The 13207-nt window shown below is 72.0% G+C and carries 13 protein-coding genes and 1 pseudogene; 9 read left to right on the top strand and 5 right to left on the bottom strand.

Annotated elements, in window-relative coordinates; genetic code table 11:
* The 5 genes and pseudogenes from ACFXA3_RS17700 to ACFXA3_RS17680 form a co-directional block, all read left to right on the top strand.
* A pseudogene (locus ACFXA3_RS17700) lies at positions 1-277 on the top strand (urease subunit alpha); the annotation flags it as partial.
* 10 nt (positions 278-287) lie between these two features.
* Positions 288-1325 carry an agmatine/peptidylarginine deiminase gene (locus ACFXA3_RS17695; RefSeq protein ID WP_385187731.1) on the top strand — a complete coding sequence of 346 codons (1038 nt, stop codon included), beginning with the start codon at positions 288-290 and terminating at the stop codon, positions 1323-1325.
* A 29-nt stretch (positions 1326-1354) separates the two neighbouring features.
* Positions 1355-1963 carry a TetR/AcrR family transcriptional regulator gene (locus tag ACFXA3_RS17690; protein ID WP_385187729.1) on the top strand — a complete coding sequence of 203 codons (609 nt, stop codon included), beginning with the start codon at positions 1355-1357 and terminating at the stop codon, positions 1961-1963.
* 338 nt (positions 1964-2301) lie between these two features.
* The gene (gene cimA, locus ACFXA3_RS17685; RefSeq protein WP_385187727.1) at positions 2302-3924 is read left to right on the top strand and encodes a citramalate synthase; all 1623 of its coding nucleotides are present in this window, start codon (positions 2302-2304) and stop codon (positions 3922-3924) included.
* Between the two features lie 73 nt (positions 3925-3997).
* On the top strand, positions 3998-5344 hold the full coding sequence (locus ACFXA3_RS17680) for a hypothetical protein (RefSeq protein WP_385187725.1): 1347 nt from the start codon (positions 3998-4000) through the stop codon (positions 5342-5344).
* A 34-nt stretch (positions 5345-5378) separates the two neighbouring features.
* Here ACFXA3_RS17680 and ACFXA3_RS17675 read toward each other — a convergent pair whose 3' ends face one another.
* Positions 5379-5990 (bottom strand): YceI family protein, encoded by a 612-nt coding sequence (locus ACFXA3_RS17675; RefSeq protein WP_054223565.1) that lies wholly within the window; start codon positions 5988-5990, stop codon positions 5379-5381.
* A gap of 257 nt (positions 5991-6247) precedes the next feature.
* Between ACFXA3_RS17675 and ACFXA3_RS17670 the strand changes: the two genes are divergently transcribed.
* Both ACFXA3_RS17670 and ACFXA3_RS17665 read left to right on the top strand, forming a co-directional pair.
* On the top strand, positions 6248-7831 hold the full coding sequence (locus ACFXA3_RS17670) for an acyl-CoA carboxylase subunit beta (RefSeq protein ID WP_385187723.1): 1584 nt from the start codon (positions 6248-6250) through the stop codon (positions 7829-7831).
* Between the two features lie 23 nt (positions 7832-7854).
* Positions 7855-8055, top strand: a complete 201-nt coding sequence (locus ACFXA3_RS17665) for an acyl-CoA carboxylase subunit epsilon (RefSeq protein ID WP_054223563.1) — start codon at positions 7855-7857, stop codon at positions 8053-8055.
* Between the two features lie 136 nt (positions 8056-8191).
* On the opposite strand, the gene ACFXA3_RS17660 is transcribed toward ACFXA3_RS17665, so the two are convergent.
* Both ACFXA3_RS17660 and ACFXA3_RS17655 read right to left on the bottom strand, forming a co-directional pair.
* Positions 8192-8320 (bottom strand): hypothetical protein, encoded by a 129-nt coding sequence (locus ACFXA3_RS17660; RefSeq protein ID WP_385187721.1) that lies wholly within the window; start codon positions 8318-8320, stop codon positions 8192-8194.
* A gap of 28 nt (positions 8321-8348) precedes the next feature.
* Positions 8349-10229 (bottom strand): AMP-dependent synthetase/ligase, encoded by a 1881-nt coding sequence (locus tag ACFXA3_RS17655; RefSeq protein ID WP_385187719.1) that lies wholly within the window; start codon positions 10227-10229, stop codon positions 8349-8351.
* Between the two features lie 399 nt (positions 10230-10628).
* Between ACFXA3_RS17655 and ACFXA3_RS17650 the strand changes: the two genes are divergently transcribed.
* Positions 10629-11264: a VOC family protein gene (locus ACFXA3_RS17650; protein ID WP_385187717.1), complete on the top strand. Its 636-nt coding sequence runs from the start codon at positions 10629-10631 to the stop codon at positions 11262-11264.
* A gap of 19 nt (positions 11265-11283) precedes the next feature.
* On the opposite strand, the gene ACFXA3_RS17645 is transcribed toward ACFXA3_RS17650, so the two are convergent.
* Positions 11284-11964: a DUF4328 domain-containing protein gene (locus ACFXA3_RS17645; RefSeq protein WP_385187715.1), complete on the bottom strand. Its 681-nt coding sequence runs from the start codon at positions 11962-11964 to the stop codon at positions 11284-11286.
* 119 nt (positions 11965-12083) lie between these two features.
* Complete coding sequence (locus ACFXA3_RS17640; protein ID WP_385187713.1) at positions 12084-12434, bottom strand: hypothetical protein; 351 nt, start codon at positions 12432-12434, stop codon at positions 12084-12086.
* Between the two features lie 188 nt (positions 12435-12622).
* Here ACFXA3_RS17640 and ACFXA3_RS17635 point away from each other — a divergent pair, with 188 nt between their 5' ends.
* Entirely contained in the window at positions 12623-13012 is a 390-nt protein-coding gene (locus tag ACFXA3_RS17635) for a hypothetical protein (protein WP_385187711.1), read from the top strand.
* Positions 13013-13207 lie beyond the last annotated feature (195 nt).

The raw sequence follows: 13207 nt of genomic DNA, 5'->3' as shown, positions 1-13207 counted from the left end.
ACCGCAGTTCGGCTCGTACGGGGCCACCGCCGCCGACATCTCCGTCGCCTTCGTCTCGGCCGCCGCGGCGGCCCTCGGCGGCGACGGGATGCCCACCCGGCGCCGCCGGGTCGCCGTCCGCGGCACCCGCGGCATCGGCCCGGGCGACCTCCTGCTCAACTCCCGGGTGGGCGCGGTCGATGTGGACGCGCGCAGCGGCCTCGTCACCCTCGACGGGGACCCGCTGCGCTCCGAAGCGGCCGACTCGGTCTCCCTCAACCGCCTGTACTTCCTGTAAGGACCCCGCCATGACGAACAAGCCCGCCGCCGACGGATTCCGGATGCCCGCCGAGTGGACGCCCCACGAGCGCACCTGGATGGCCTGGCCCAGCCCCAACCCGACCTTCACCGACGAGCGGGAGCTCGCCGAGGCCCGCGCGGCCTGGGGCGCCGTCGCCCGCGCGGTGCGCGCGTACGAGCCGGTGACCCTCGTCGTCTCGCCCGGTGACGCCGAGAGCGCCCGCGCGATCGTCGGGGACGACGTACAGCTGGTGGAGCGGGAGCTCGACGACGCCTGGATGCGCGACATCGGCCCGACCTTCGTCACCGACGGGGCCGGCGAGCTGGCCGCCGTGGACTGGACCTTCAACGGCTGGGGCGCCCAGGAGTGGGCCCGCTGGGAGCACGACTCCAAGGTCGCCCGGCACGTCTCGGACCTCGCCGGCACCCGTACGTACAGCACCCCGCTGGTCAACGAGGGCGGCGCCATCCACGTCGACGGCGAGGGCACCGTGCTCCTCACCGACACCGTGCAGCTGGGCGCCGGGCGCAACCCCGACTGGACCCGCCAGCAGGTCGAGGAGGAGATCCACGCCCACCTCGGCACCACCAAGGCGATCTGGCTGCCCTACGGCCTGGCCGGCGACTACGGCACCTACGGCACGCAGGGCCACGTGGACATCGTCGCCGCCTTCGCCCGCCCCGGCGTGGTGATGGTGCACACCCAGCCCGACCCGGCCCACCCGGACCACGAGCGCTGCAAGACCATCGCCGCCATCCTGCGCGCGTCCACCGACGCGCGGGGCCGGCAGCTGGAGGTCGTGGAGATCCCGGCGCCGACCGTGCTGGAGGAGGACGGGGAGTGGGTGGACTACTCCTACATCAACCACTACCTGTGCAACGGCGGCGTGGTGCTGTGCTCCTTCGACGACCCGCGCGACGAGGAGGCCGCCGAGATCTTCCGCGGCCTGTTCCCCGAGCGGACCGTGACCCTCGTTGACGCACGTACGATTTTCGCCGGGGGTGGCGGTATCCACTGCATCACCCAGCAGCAGCCGAAGGTCTGACCCGAGGCGGATCGACGAAGGAGTGGCCCATGGCGGCGGGTGGAGTGCGCGCGGTGCGGAAGAACGCGCCGCCGCGCGAGGACGTACTCGTCGCCGCCATGGCCACGATCGCCGAGCGCGGCCTGGAAGGCCTGACCATGGCCGGCCTGGGCCGCCAGGTCGGCATGAGCAGCGGCCACCTCCTCTACTACTTCGGCAGCAAGGACGAGCTCCTGCTGCAGACCCTGGAGTGGAGCGAGGCGGCCCTCGGCGCGAAGCGGCGGGCCCTGCTGTCCCGCCGCGGCCCGGCCGGCGAGCGGCTGCGGGCCTACGTCGACCTGTACGTGCCCGAGGAGGCCCGGGATCCGCACTGGACCCTGTGGCTGGAGGTCTGGAACCGCTCGCAGAACGCCGGCCCGCAGGAGCGCGAGCGCCAGGCCGCCATCGAGGGCGCCTGGCACCGCGACCTGGTGGCCCTGCTCGCCGAAGGCGTCTCGCGCGGGGAGTTCCGGCCCGTGGACCCGGACCGCTTCGGCGCCCGGCTGCGGGCGCTGCTCGACGGGTTCAGCATCCAGGTCGCCGTCGGCCTGCCGGGCCTCTCCCGGGAGGGCATCCTGGACCACGTCCGCGAGTTCCTCGCCGACGCCCTGACCCCGTAGGGGCGTCCTGGGGTGTCCGCGGGCCGGGCTGACCGCATGCTGAGATCGGCGTCCACGGGCCGCGAGCGGTGTGGCACACTGCGAGCGTGCTTGCTCAGCTCGTGATTATGGACAGCAGCGCGCCGGTCCGCAGTGACCGCTGAACCGTGGAAGAACTTCGCGGCAGCGGCCATCGTGCCCCAGACCCGCGCGCAGACCTCTCGCACCCGCGAGGGGTCTTTTCGTTTCCCGGCTCCATTCCTGCCGGGGACGGACCGCGCGCGATGATGGGGGCAGTGGCGGCGGCCTGCCTCAGGGCGGGCATCCGGAACCACTCATCCGACAGGAGTCAGATCAGCATGACGACGACAGAGGCGACAGCGGCCGCTCAGGGCCCCGACGACAGCTTCCACGTCTTCGACACCACCCTGCGCGACGGCGCCCAGCGGGAGGGCATCAACCTCACCGTCGCCGACAAGCTGACGATCGCCCGGCACCTGGACGACTTCGGAGTGGGTTTCATCGAGGGCGGCTGGCCCGGTGCCAACCCCCGCGACACCGAGTTCTTCGCCCGCGCCCGCGCCGAGATCGACTTCAAGCACGCGAAGCTGGTCGCCTTCGGCGCGACCCGGCGCGCGGGCGGCTCGGCCGCCGAGGACCCGCAGGTGCGGGCCCTGCTGGAGTCGGGCGCGCCGGTGATCACCCTGGTCGCCAAGTCCCACGACCGGCACGTCGAGCTCGCCCTGCGCACCACGCTCGACGAGAACCTGGAGATGGTCCGCGACACGGTCTCCCACCTGGTCGCCCAGGGCCGCCGCGTCTTCGTCGACTGCGAGCACTTCTTCGACGGCTACCGCGCCAATCCCGAGTACGCGAAGTCCGTCGTGCGCACCGCCCACGAAGCCGGCGCCGACGTCGTCATCCTCTGCGACACCAACGGCGGCATGCTGCCGGCCCAGGTGACCGCGGTCGTCGCGACCGTGCTCGCCGACACCGGCGCACGCCTGGGCATCCACGCCCAGGACGACACCGGCTGCGCCGTCGCCAACACCCTCGCCGCCGTCGACGCGGGCGCCACGCACGTGCAGTGCACCGCGAACGGCTACGGCGAGCGCGTGGGCAACGCCAACCTCTTCCCGGTCGTCGCCGCACTGGAGATCAAGTACGGACGCCAGGTGCTGCCCGTCGGCGCGCTCGCCGAGATGACCCGCATCTCGCACGCGATCGCCGAGGTCGTCAACCTGACGCCGTCCACGCACCAGCCGTACGTCGGCGTCTCCGCGTTCGCGCACAAGGCCGGCCTGCACGCCTCGGCGATCAAGGTCGACCCGGACCTGTACCAGCACATCGACCCCGAGCGGGTCGGCAACACCATGCGGATGCTGGTCTCCGACATGGCCGGCCGCGCCTCCATCGAGCTCAAGGGCAAGGAGCTCGGCGTCGACCTCGGCGGGGACCGCGCACTCGTCTCCCGGGTCGTGGAGCGCGTCAAGGAGCGGGAGCTCTCGGGCTACACGTACGAGGCCGCCGACGCCTCCTTCGAACTGCTGCTGCGCGCCGAGGTCGAGGGCCGCGCCCGCAAGTACTTCCGCACCGAGTCCTGGCGGGCCATCGTCGAGGACCGCCCGGACGGCACCCACGCCAACGAGGCCACGGTCAAACTGTGGGCCAAGGGCGAGCGGATCGTCGCCACGGCGGAGGGCAACGGCCCGGTCAACGCCCTGGACCGCGCGCTGCGGGTGGCCCTGGAGCGTTTCTACCCCCAGCTGGCGAAGTTCGAGCTGATCGACTACAAGGTCCGCATCCTGGAGGGCAAGCACGGCACGGAGTCCACGACCCGCGTCCTGATCGCGACGACGGACGGCACCCGCGAGTGGTCCACCGTCGGCGTCGCCCCGAACGTGATCGCCGCGTCCTGGCAGGCCCTGGAGGACGCCTTCACGTACGGACTCCTGCACGCGGGCGTCGAACCCGCCGAGTAGCCCGGTCCGCCGCAGCCGCGGGGCTTATGTCCAGCTCACACGGGAAAGTGGCGGTTCCGGTAGCGTCGGGGGCATGAGGACCAGGCTGATATCCGTACGTCCCGGTCGGCTGCTGGCCGCCCTGCTGCTGGGCCTGTCCGCGACCGCCCTGGTGGCCGCCCCGCAGGCGGCCGCGGCCACCGGGCCCGCCGCCGTGGCGGAGGCCCTGAAAGAGGGCCCGGTCTACGTCGATCCGCGCGCCGCGGCGCAGCTGCCCAAGGCGCAGGCGGACGCGCTCGCGAAGAAGATCAAGGACGCCGGGAAGCCGGTGTTCGTCGCCGTGCTGCCCGCCACGTCCGAGTTCCCCGCGGAGAGCGTGCTGCGCACGGTCCGGGCCGAGACCGGCATCACCGGGCTCTACGCGATCCGGCTCGGCGACGGTTTCAACGCGGGCGCCGACCGGGCGGTCATGCCCGTCAACGCCGTCCGCAACCTGACCGACGCCGTCAAGGCCGGCGGGCCCGTGGACGCGGCCACCGAACTCGACAACTTCGTCGGCCAGGCCCTGACACAGGTCAAGGGCAAGGCCCCGGCCTCCTGGGGTGACACCGGCGGCTCCGGCGGGGCCCCGGTCGGCGGACTGGTCGCGCTCGGCGCGGTGGCCGTGATCGGCGGCGGCGGTGCGTACGCGCTGGTGCGCCGCAACCGCAAGAAGAAGGAAGAGGCGGAGCGCGAGGCCGTCGAGAAGCTGCGCGTGGTCGTCGACGAGGACATCACCGCCTTCGGCGAGGAACTCGACCGGCTGGACTTCCACCCGGGGGAGCCTGGTGCGGACGACGCCATGCGCACGGACTACGCACAGGCCCTCGACTCGTACGAGAAGGCCAAGGAGATCATGGCCTCGGTGCGGCACCCCGAGGAGGTCAGGGGAGTCACCCGGGCCCTGGAGGACGGCCGCTTCGCGCTGGCCGCCCTCGACGCCCGCCGTCAGGGCAGGCCGCTGCCGGAGCGCCGGGCACCCTGTTTCTTCGACCCGCGGCACGGGCCGAGCACCGAGGACCGCGACTGGGCGCCGGCCGGCGGGGCGCTGCGTACCGTCCCCGTGTGCGCGGCGGACGCGGTCCGGCTGCGGGACGGCAAGGACCCGATGGTCCGTACGGTCGACACCGACTACGGCCCGCGTCCGTACTACGACGCGGGCCCGGCGTACGGCCCCTGGGCGGGCGGGTACTTCGGCGGCGGCATCCTGCCCGGTCTGCTGGTGGGCACGATGCTCGGTTCGATGATGTCCGGTCCCGCCTATGCCTCCGACCTGGGCGGATATGACGGAGGGGACTACTCCGGCGCCGACTTCGACTCCTCCGACTTCGGGGGAGGGGACTTCGGCGGCGGCGGTGGCTTCGACGGCGGCGGAGGGTTCGACGGCGGGGGCGGCTTCTAGCGGCCGCCCCCGGGACCCGGCGGCGTCGGGCGGGTCAGGCCTGCTTGATGGCAGAGATGTCGAAGGTCAGCTTCACCTTGTCGCTGACCATGACGCCGCCGGCCTCCAGCGCGGCGTTCCAGGTCAGGCCCCAGTCGGAGCGCAGGATCTCGGCGGAGCCCTCGAAGCCGACGCGCTCGTTGCCGTAGACGTCGGTGGCCGAGCCGTTGAACTCCAGGTCGATGGAGAGCGGGCGGGTGACGTCCTTGATCGTCAGCTCGCCGGTGATGCGGTACTTGTCGCCGCCGAGCTGGGCCGCCTCGGTGGAGCGGAAGGTCATCAGCGGGAAGGTCTCGGTGTCGAAGAAGTCGCCGCTGCGCAGGTGGCCGTCGCGGTCGGCGATGCCGGTGTCCACGGAGCCCACCTTCACCTCGATGGTGGCGGCGGAACGGGACGGGTCGCCGCCGTCCAGCTGCAGGCTGCCCGTGTAGTCGGTGAAGCTGCCGCGGACGTTGGTCACCATGGCGTGGCGGACGGTGAAGCCGATGCTGCTGTGGGAGGCGTCGATGACGTAGTCGCCGGTGAGGGCGGCCAGGGCCGGGTCGACGTCGAGGGTGGCGACGGTGGTGGCGGTGCTGTCCTGGTTGCGGCGGCTGAAGATGCCCATGATCTGCTCCTTGGGAGGGTCCTGCTCGGCGGTTGGTTTAACGTTCAACGAGAAAGACGCTAGACCCATTCCGTTCAAATTTCAACATCTCGGCGGGGTGTCGGGCAGTTTTGTGGACACTCCACAAAGGAGGGCGGCCCCGCCTGGTGGTGTCCGTGCATCACGTGGCGGTTCTGTCCGGGCCGGACAGCGGAACACACCCGAGACTGTGTGGAATCAACGGAGGTTTTTCATCGACCGCTTCGTAAGGTCGATACATGACCGTTGTGGACCAGACTCCGAGCGAGCCGACGGACGCCCGCGGGCGCGTGGCCGAGCTGCACTCCCTGCGTGAGCAGGCGCGGCGTGGACCCAGTGACCGGGCGACCGAGGCGCAGCACGCCAAGGGCAAGCTGACCGCGCGCGAGCGCATCGCGCTGCTGCTCGACGAGGGTTCCTTCAAGGAGGTCGAACAGCTGCGCCGCCACCGGGCGAGCGGCTTCGGCCTGGAGAGCAAGAAGCCCTACACCGACGGTGTCATCACCGGCTGGGGCACGGTCGAGGGCCGCACGGTCTTCGTCTACGCGCACGACTTCCGGATCTTCGGCGGGGCGCTGGGAGAGGCCCACGCCACGAAGATCCACAAGATCATGGACATGGCCATCGCGGCCGGTGCCCCGCTGGTCTCCCTCAACGACGGCGCCGGCGCCCGCATCCAGGAGGGCGTCTCCGCGCTCGCCGGGTACGGCGGCATCTTCCAGCGCAACACCAGGGCCTCGGGCGTCATCCCGCAGATCTCGGTGATGCTGGGCCCGTGCGCCGGCGGCGCCGCGTACTCGCCGGCCCTGACGGACTTCGTGTTCATGGTCCGCGAGACCTCGCAGATGTTCATCACCGGTCCCGACGTCGTCCGCGCCGTCACCGGCGAGGAGATCTCCCAGAACGGCCTCGGCGGCGCCGACGTGCACGCCGAGACCTCCGGCGTCGCGCACTTCGCGTACGACGACGAGGAGACCTGCATCTCCGAGGTGCGCTACCTCATCTCGATGCTCCCCTCCAACAACCGGGAGAACCCCCCGGTCCACGAGACCTCCGACCCCGCCGACCGGCGCTCGGACGTCCTGCTGGACCTGGTCCCGGCGGACGGCAACCGTCCGTACGACATGCACAAGGTGATCGAGGAGCTCGTCGACGAAGGCGACGTCCTGGAGATCCACGAGCGCTGGGCCCGCAACATCATCTGCGCCCTGGCCCGGCTCGACGGCCAGGTCGTCGGCATCGTCGCCAACCAGCCCGCCCACCTCGCCGGCGTCCTCGACATCGAGGCCTCCGAGAAGGCCGCGCGCTTCGTCCAGATGTGCGACGCCTTCAACATCCCGATCATCACGCTGCTGGACGTCCCCGGATTCCTCCCGGGCGTCGACCAGGAGCACGGCGGCATCATCCGCCACGGCGCGAAGCTGCTGTACGCGTACTGCAACGCCACGGTCCCGCGGATCAGCCTGATCCTGCGCAAGGCCTACGGCGGCGCGTACATCGTCATGGACTCGCAGTCCATCGGTGCCGACATCACCTACGCCTGGCCCACCAACGAGATCGCGGTCATGGGCGCCGAGGGCGCCGCCAACGTGATCTTCCGCAAGCAGATCGCCGAGGCCGAGGACCCCGAGGCGATGCGCGCGCGCATGGTCAAGGAGTACAAGGCCGAGCTGATGCACCCGTACTACGCGGCCGAACGCGGCCTCGTCGACGACGTCATCGACCCGGCCGAGACCCGCGACACCCTGATCAGCGCCCTGGCGATGCTCCGCAGCAAGCACGCCGACCTGCCGTCCCGCAAGCACGGCAACCCGCCGCAGTAAGAAGCGAAGGAGACCTGCCACCCATGGCGAACACCGACACCCTGCTGCGCGTCGAGAAGGGCAACGCCGCCCCCGAGGAGCTGGCCGCGATCACCGCGATCCTGCTGGCCCGCGCCGCGGCCACCCCCGAGGGCCGCCCGGTGCACCGCATCGGCTCCCAGGCCCGCTGGCGCCGCCTGGAGCGCACGCCCGGCTTCCGCACCGCGCACAGCTGGCAGGGCTGAACCACCCCGCTCTCACCGACGGGCCCCCCCCCCCCACCCCGCCCGCGAACCCCCCGGGGGGGGTGACCCGGCGCGGGGGCCGGGGCCACGGCCAAGGCCAGGGCCGGGGCGGGTACCCGGCGCCAGGGCCGGGGGCTCAGGCCGGGGCCGGGGCCAGGGCGAGGGCCGGGGCCAGGGCGAGGGCCGGGGCCAGGGCGAGGGCCGGGGCCAGGGCCGGGCCGGGGCGGGCGCCCGGCGCCGGGGCCGGGGCCAAGGCCGGGGCCAAGGCCGGGGCCAAGGCCGGGGCCGGGGGCTTAGGCCGTGGGGCGGGGGGCGTAGAGGGACTCGATGGCGTCCTCGTAGTCGCGGGCTATCGCGCCCCGCTTCAGTTTCAGGGACGGCGTCAGGTGCCCCTTGGCCTCCGTGAACTCCCCCGGCAGCACCGCGAAGCGGCGGATCGACTCCGCCCGTGACACCAGTCGGTTCGCCTCGTCCACCGCCCGTTGGAGGTCTGCCCGCAGTTCCTCGTCCTGCACCAGCTCCCGCATCGGCACCGCCGTCTTCTTCCGCATCTGGCGCCAGTGCGCCAGCCCTTCCGGCTCCAGGGTGATCAGCGCCGTCACGTACGGCCGGTTGTCGCCGATCACCATGCACTGGCCGACCAGCGGGTGGGCCCGCAGCCAGTCCTCCAGGGGTGCCGGGGCCACGTTCTTGCCGCCGGAGGTGATGATCAGGTCCTTCTTCCGGCCCGTGATCGTCAGGTACCCGTCCGCGTCGAGCTCGCCGATGTCGCCTGTGGCGAGCCATCCCCCACCGCCCACCACCTCCTGCGCGGCGCTGTTCCAGTACCCCGCGAACACGTGCCGCCCGCGCAGCAGCACCTCTCCGTCGTCCGCGAGCCGTACCGCCGTGCCCGGCAGTGGCCAGCCCACCGTGCCGAGCCTCGGCCGCAGCGGCGGGGTGACGGTGCTGGCCCCGGTCGTCTCGGTGAGCCCGTACCCCTCGAAGACCTCGATGCCGGCGCCGGTGTAGAACGCGGCGAGGCGCCGGCCGAGCGGCGAGCCGCCGCTCAGGACGTACCGCACGCGCCCGCCCAGCGCCTCCCGGATCCGCCGGTAGACCAGCGGGTCGTACAGGGCCCGCGCCGCCCGCAGGCCCATGCCGGGGGTCTTGCCCTCGACCGTCTCCCCGAACCGCTGCGCGATCCGCGCGGCCCGGTCGAAGGAGGAGGCCCGGCCCATGCGTTCGGCGGTGGCGCGGGCGGTGTTGTAGACCTTCTCGAGGACGTACGGGATGGCCAGCAGGAACGTCGGCCGGAAGCCGGCGAGGTCGGCCAGCAGTTCCTCGGTCTGGATGCTCGGCGCGTGTCCGAGCTTCACGCGGGCCCGCATGCAGCCGACGGCCACCATCCGCCCGAAGACGTGCGAGAGCGGCAGGAAGAGCAGGGTGGAGGCCGGGTCCTTGCTGACCGATTTGAAGACGGGGTGGAGGAGTTCGACGGCGTTGTCGGCGTCGGAGAAGAAGTTGGCGTGGGTGATCACGCAGCCCTTGGGCTGTCCGGTGGTGCCGGAGGTGTAGATGAGGGTGGCCACGGAGTCCGGCGTACGGACGGACCGGCGCGCGTGGACGACGGCGTCGGGCAGGCCTTCGCCGGCCTTGACCAGCCGCGACACGGCGCCGGTGTCGAACTCCCACAGGTGCGCCAGCCAGGGCAGGTGGGCCCGTTCGGCGCTGATGAGGCGGGCCTGCGCGGTGTCCTCGACGGCGCAGGCCACGGCGCCGGAGTCGTGGATGATCCAGCGGGCCTGGAGCGCGGACGACGTCGGGTAGACGGGTACGGTGACCAGCCCGGCCGCCCATCCGGCGAAGTCGAGCAGGGTCCACTCGTAGGTGGTCCGGGCCATGATGGCCAGCCGGTCGCCCTCGCGCAGGCCCTCGGCGATGAGGCCCTTGGCGACGGCCATGACCTCGGCGGCGAACTCGGCGGCGGTCACGTCCCGCCAGCTCCCGTCCCGCTCCTTGCGGGCGAGGACCACCTCGTGGGGGTACTCGCGGGCGTTCTGGAACGGGATGTCCCCGAGCGACCCGCTCGCCGGCACCCCGGCCAGCGCGGGTACCTCCGCCTCCCGTACGACCCCGTCGACGACGGTCAACACGGGGCGGACCAGCCGGGGCTCGGCTCCCACTCCATCCACGGCGCTCTCCTCGGCTCGGCTCGACTCGGAGTTACCGCCGGTAATCTACGGACGGAGAACCCCTCTGACCAGCCCTTCGGCCGGCCCGACCCGAACCCACCCGACTCCTCCACACCCCGCGCACCACGCCCCCCAGGCGCCACACGAGCCCGTCGCCGCCTCCGGCACCTTCACCCGTCTCCCGGCCTTCCCGACGCCACCCCCGACGGCGACGGTGCGCACCGGACCGGACCGGAGTGCGACGGCGACCGGTGCGCCCCGAAACGCGTCGCCAAGGTCCGCGCCCTGCGTCGCAAGCGCCTCGGCGAACTCAGCCCGCCCCGCCCCGATCGGCGGACGCGGCCGGGGCGGCGGGCGCGTCGTAGGGATTTGTGCGGGTTGTCGGGTGATGATGACGCAGTGCGACTTGATCACGTGTCCTATGCGGTGGCCCGCGACAGCTTCGTCTCGACCGTCCAGTGGATCGGATCGGCCCTCGGCGCCGGGTTCGTCGACGGGGGCGTGCACCCGCGATTCGGCACCCGCAATTTCATTCTCCCGCTGAGCGGCGGCACCTACGTCGAGGTCGTCACCACCCTCGACCACCCCGCCGCCGACCGCGCACCCTTCGGTCAGGCGGTCGCGCGCCGCGCCGCCGAGGGCGGAGGCTGGCTCGGCTGGGTGGTCTCCGTCGACGACATCACCCCGGTCGAGGCCCGCCTCGGCCGCACCTCGGCCGAGGGCCACCGCGTACGCCCCGACGGGTTCGACCTGAGGTGGAAGCAGATCGGCCTGCTGGAACTACTGGAGGACCCGCAACTTCCGTATTTCCTCCAGTGGCTGGTCCCCCTCGAGGAGCGCCCGAGCGCCGACCCGCGCACCTCCACCACCATCCACGGGGTCTCCATCGCCGGCGACGCCGCCTCCATCGCCGAATTCCTCGGCGAACCGGCCGACCACCCCCTCGACCAGATCGACGTCACCTGGGCCGAGGATGAGGAACCGGGCCTGGTCTCGGTCGAGTTCGCCACCGCCAACGGCCCGGTCACGATCTGACCGGGTCCCGGACGGACGCCTAGGCGTGCCCTGCCTGCATGCGGGTGAGGCGGATCGCGAAGTGGGCTGCCGCGGCGGCCGCCGCGATGTTCAGGGCGTCGGCGGTCATGCCCAGCGTCACCGCGTCCAGGAGCGCGTCGAGGTCCGCCGCCGAGCGGTAGTTCAGCGTGGCGTACTGCTGGAGCAGGGTCGAACCGACGAACGAGCCCCACCAGAGGTTGACCGGCCAGAAGGAGCCGCTGCCGCGCGCACCGGCGGGCGACTGCCGCAGGCCCTCCGCCCACATGTCCACGGCGATCCGGTACGGGAGCCACAGGCAGGCGAAGGGGATGAACCAGGCTCCGATGCCCCAGCCCGGCCCCTTGCCGAAGCGGCCGGGTGCCTGCGCGCCGGCCGTGCGGCGCGCCCGGTGGAACCAGGTGATGAAGAGCGCCGCGCAGGCCAGCAGCGCGATCGCGTGGACCTGGTCCGACACCTGGAACAGCCGGTCGGTCTCGTTCAGGTGCTCCTGCGAGGCGTAGGCGAAGCCCTCGCCGCCGTCCACTCCCGCACGGGTCCGGATCCCGACGTACAGGGAGAACAGGTCACCGGCGGCCACCGCTGCCAGCGCGGCGCACACGCCCGTGAGCAGGGCGTCCCTCGGGCCGGCCGTCCGGCCGGGGAGCGGTGGGCGCGGACGGAGAACACCGGAAGCGGACATGACGGTACGGACCCCCCACGGGCACGGAAACGGAAGAGCGCCCCGCAGAAGGGGTGCAGGGGGAAGCTACGTCAGACCCCCCTCGGCCGTCCAGGGAAAACCGCAGGTCGCGGCCCGGATCAGAGCCAGCGGCGGGCCGCCTCGACGCTGTCTCCGCCGTTGGTGTTGAACGCGATGGCCGCCTGGGGGGCGTGGGTGCGGATCAGGTTCACGATCCGCTCGAAGAGGGGGAGCAGTTGCTCCGCCTTGCGGATCCCGCCTCCGACGACCACCACGTCCCACGGCCGTTCGGCCAGCGTCGCGACGAGCGCGGCCTCGGCCGACCCGTCGAAGACGACCAGCGCCATGGCCGCGTCGATGCCGTGCTCACCGAACCGGGCCAGTTCGGCGTCGAGGGCCGCGCGGAGCGCCACCCCGTCGACACCGGGTATCGCCTGCGGGTCGTACCCGATCACCAGTACGGAAGCCATGCGGTTCAGACTGCCACACCTGCGGCCGGCGGCCGTCGCGCTCCACCTGCCCGGCAAGCGTGTCGGATTCCCTGAACTGTCAGTGCTCGTTGGTAAGTTCGAATCAACGTCGGAATCACGCCGCGGCCGGTCTGCGCTGCCCGCGGTCCGTTCGACATGCCGTATCAGATGTCATCCAGGGGGATCACATGAACATCGCCAAGCGCATCGGCACACTGGCTGCCGCCGCCCTCACCGTCGTCACGGGCACGGTCGCCTTCGCCTCCTCGGCCGAGGCTGCGGGCTCGTGGAAGTGCCGCTTCTGGAACGAGGGCAACTCCTGCGTCCGCACCGTGGACAACGGCTACGACGCCGAGTGGATCCGGCCGTGGGACGACGGCAAGGCCCACTACGTCGACTTCAACCTCGAATGCCAGAACGGCTACACCTACGGCGACCAGGGCGCGTTCTGGATCAGCCCGAACCAGACCCGCAGCTACGTCTTCGCCGTCGGCGCCCGCGGCACCTGCCGGGCCAAGGTCATCGACCACACCTCGGGCAGGACCTTCTACTCCGACTACACGACCAAGCTCGGCTAAGCCGCCGCTGCGGGCCGCGGCGGGCAGTCCCGGCAGCGGCCCGGGTGCGGTGAGCGGAAGGCGCGCTCGCAGCCGTCGCAGGTCTGGAAGGGGTCCGGGCGTCTGACGGGCGTCGGCGCCGAAGCCTGTGGCAGGTGGGGGGGGGGCCGCGCCGGTCTCTTTTAAAAAAATGACGCTGCCGACGAAAATTATATT

Source organism: Streptomyces sp. NPDC059456 (assembly GCF_042750055.1).
In the GTDB taxonomy this organism is placed as follows: Bacteria; Actinomycetota; Actinomycetes; order Streptomycetales; family Streptomycetaceae; genus Streptomyces.
Note: the sequence above shows the minus strand (reverse complement) of the source record. Positions and strands in the feature narration are given on the sequence as shown.

Excerpts from the sequence above, each read along its gene's own strand:
- ACFXA3_RS17695 (WP_385187731.1), top strand. The coding sequence starts at position 288 with ATGACGAACAAGCCCGCCGCCGACGGATTCCGGATGCCCGCCGAGTGG.
- ACFXA3_RS17690 (WP_385187729.1), top strand. The coding sequence starts at position 1,355 with ATGGCGGCGGGTGGAGTGCGCGCGGTGCGGAAGAACGCGCCGCCGCGC.
- cimA (WP_385187727.1), top strand. The coding sequence starts at position 2,302 with ATGACGACGACAGAGGCGACAGCGGCCGCTCAGGGCCCCGACGACAGC.
- ACFXA3_RS17680 (WP_385187725.1), top strand. The coding sequence starts at position 3,998 with ATGAGGACCAGGCTGATATCCGTACGTCCCGGTCGGCTGCTGGCCGCC.
- ACFXA3_RS17675 (WP_054223565.1), bottom strand. The coding sequence starts at position 5,990 with ATGGGCATCTTCAGCCGCCGCAACCAGGACAGCACCGCCACCACCGTC.
- ACFXA3_RS17670 (WP_385187723.1), top strand. The coding sequence starts at position 6,248 with ATGACCGTTGTGGACCAGACTCCGAGCGAGCCGACGGACGCCCGCGGG.
- ACFXA3_RS17665 (WP_054223563.1), top strand. The coding sequence starts at position 7,855 with ATGGCGAACACCGACACCCTGCTGCGCGTCGAGAAGGGCAACGCCGCC.
- ACFXA3_RS17645 (WP_385187715.1), bottom strand. The coding sequence starts at position 11,964 with ATGTCCGCTTCCGGTGTTCTCCGTCCGCGCCCACCGCTCCCCGGCCGG.
- ACFXA3_RS17640 (WP_385187713.1), bottom strand. The coding sequence starts at position 12,434 with ATGGCTTCCGTACTGGTGATCGGGTACGACCCGCAGGCGATACCCGGT.
- ACFXA3_RS17635 (WP_385187711.1), top strand. The coding sequence starts at position 12,623 with ATGAACATCGCCAAGCGCATCGGCACACTGGCTGCCGCCGCCCTCACC.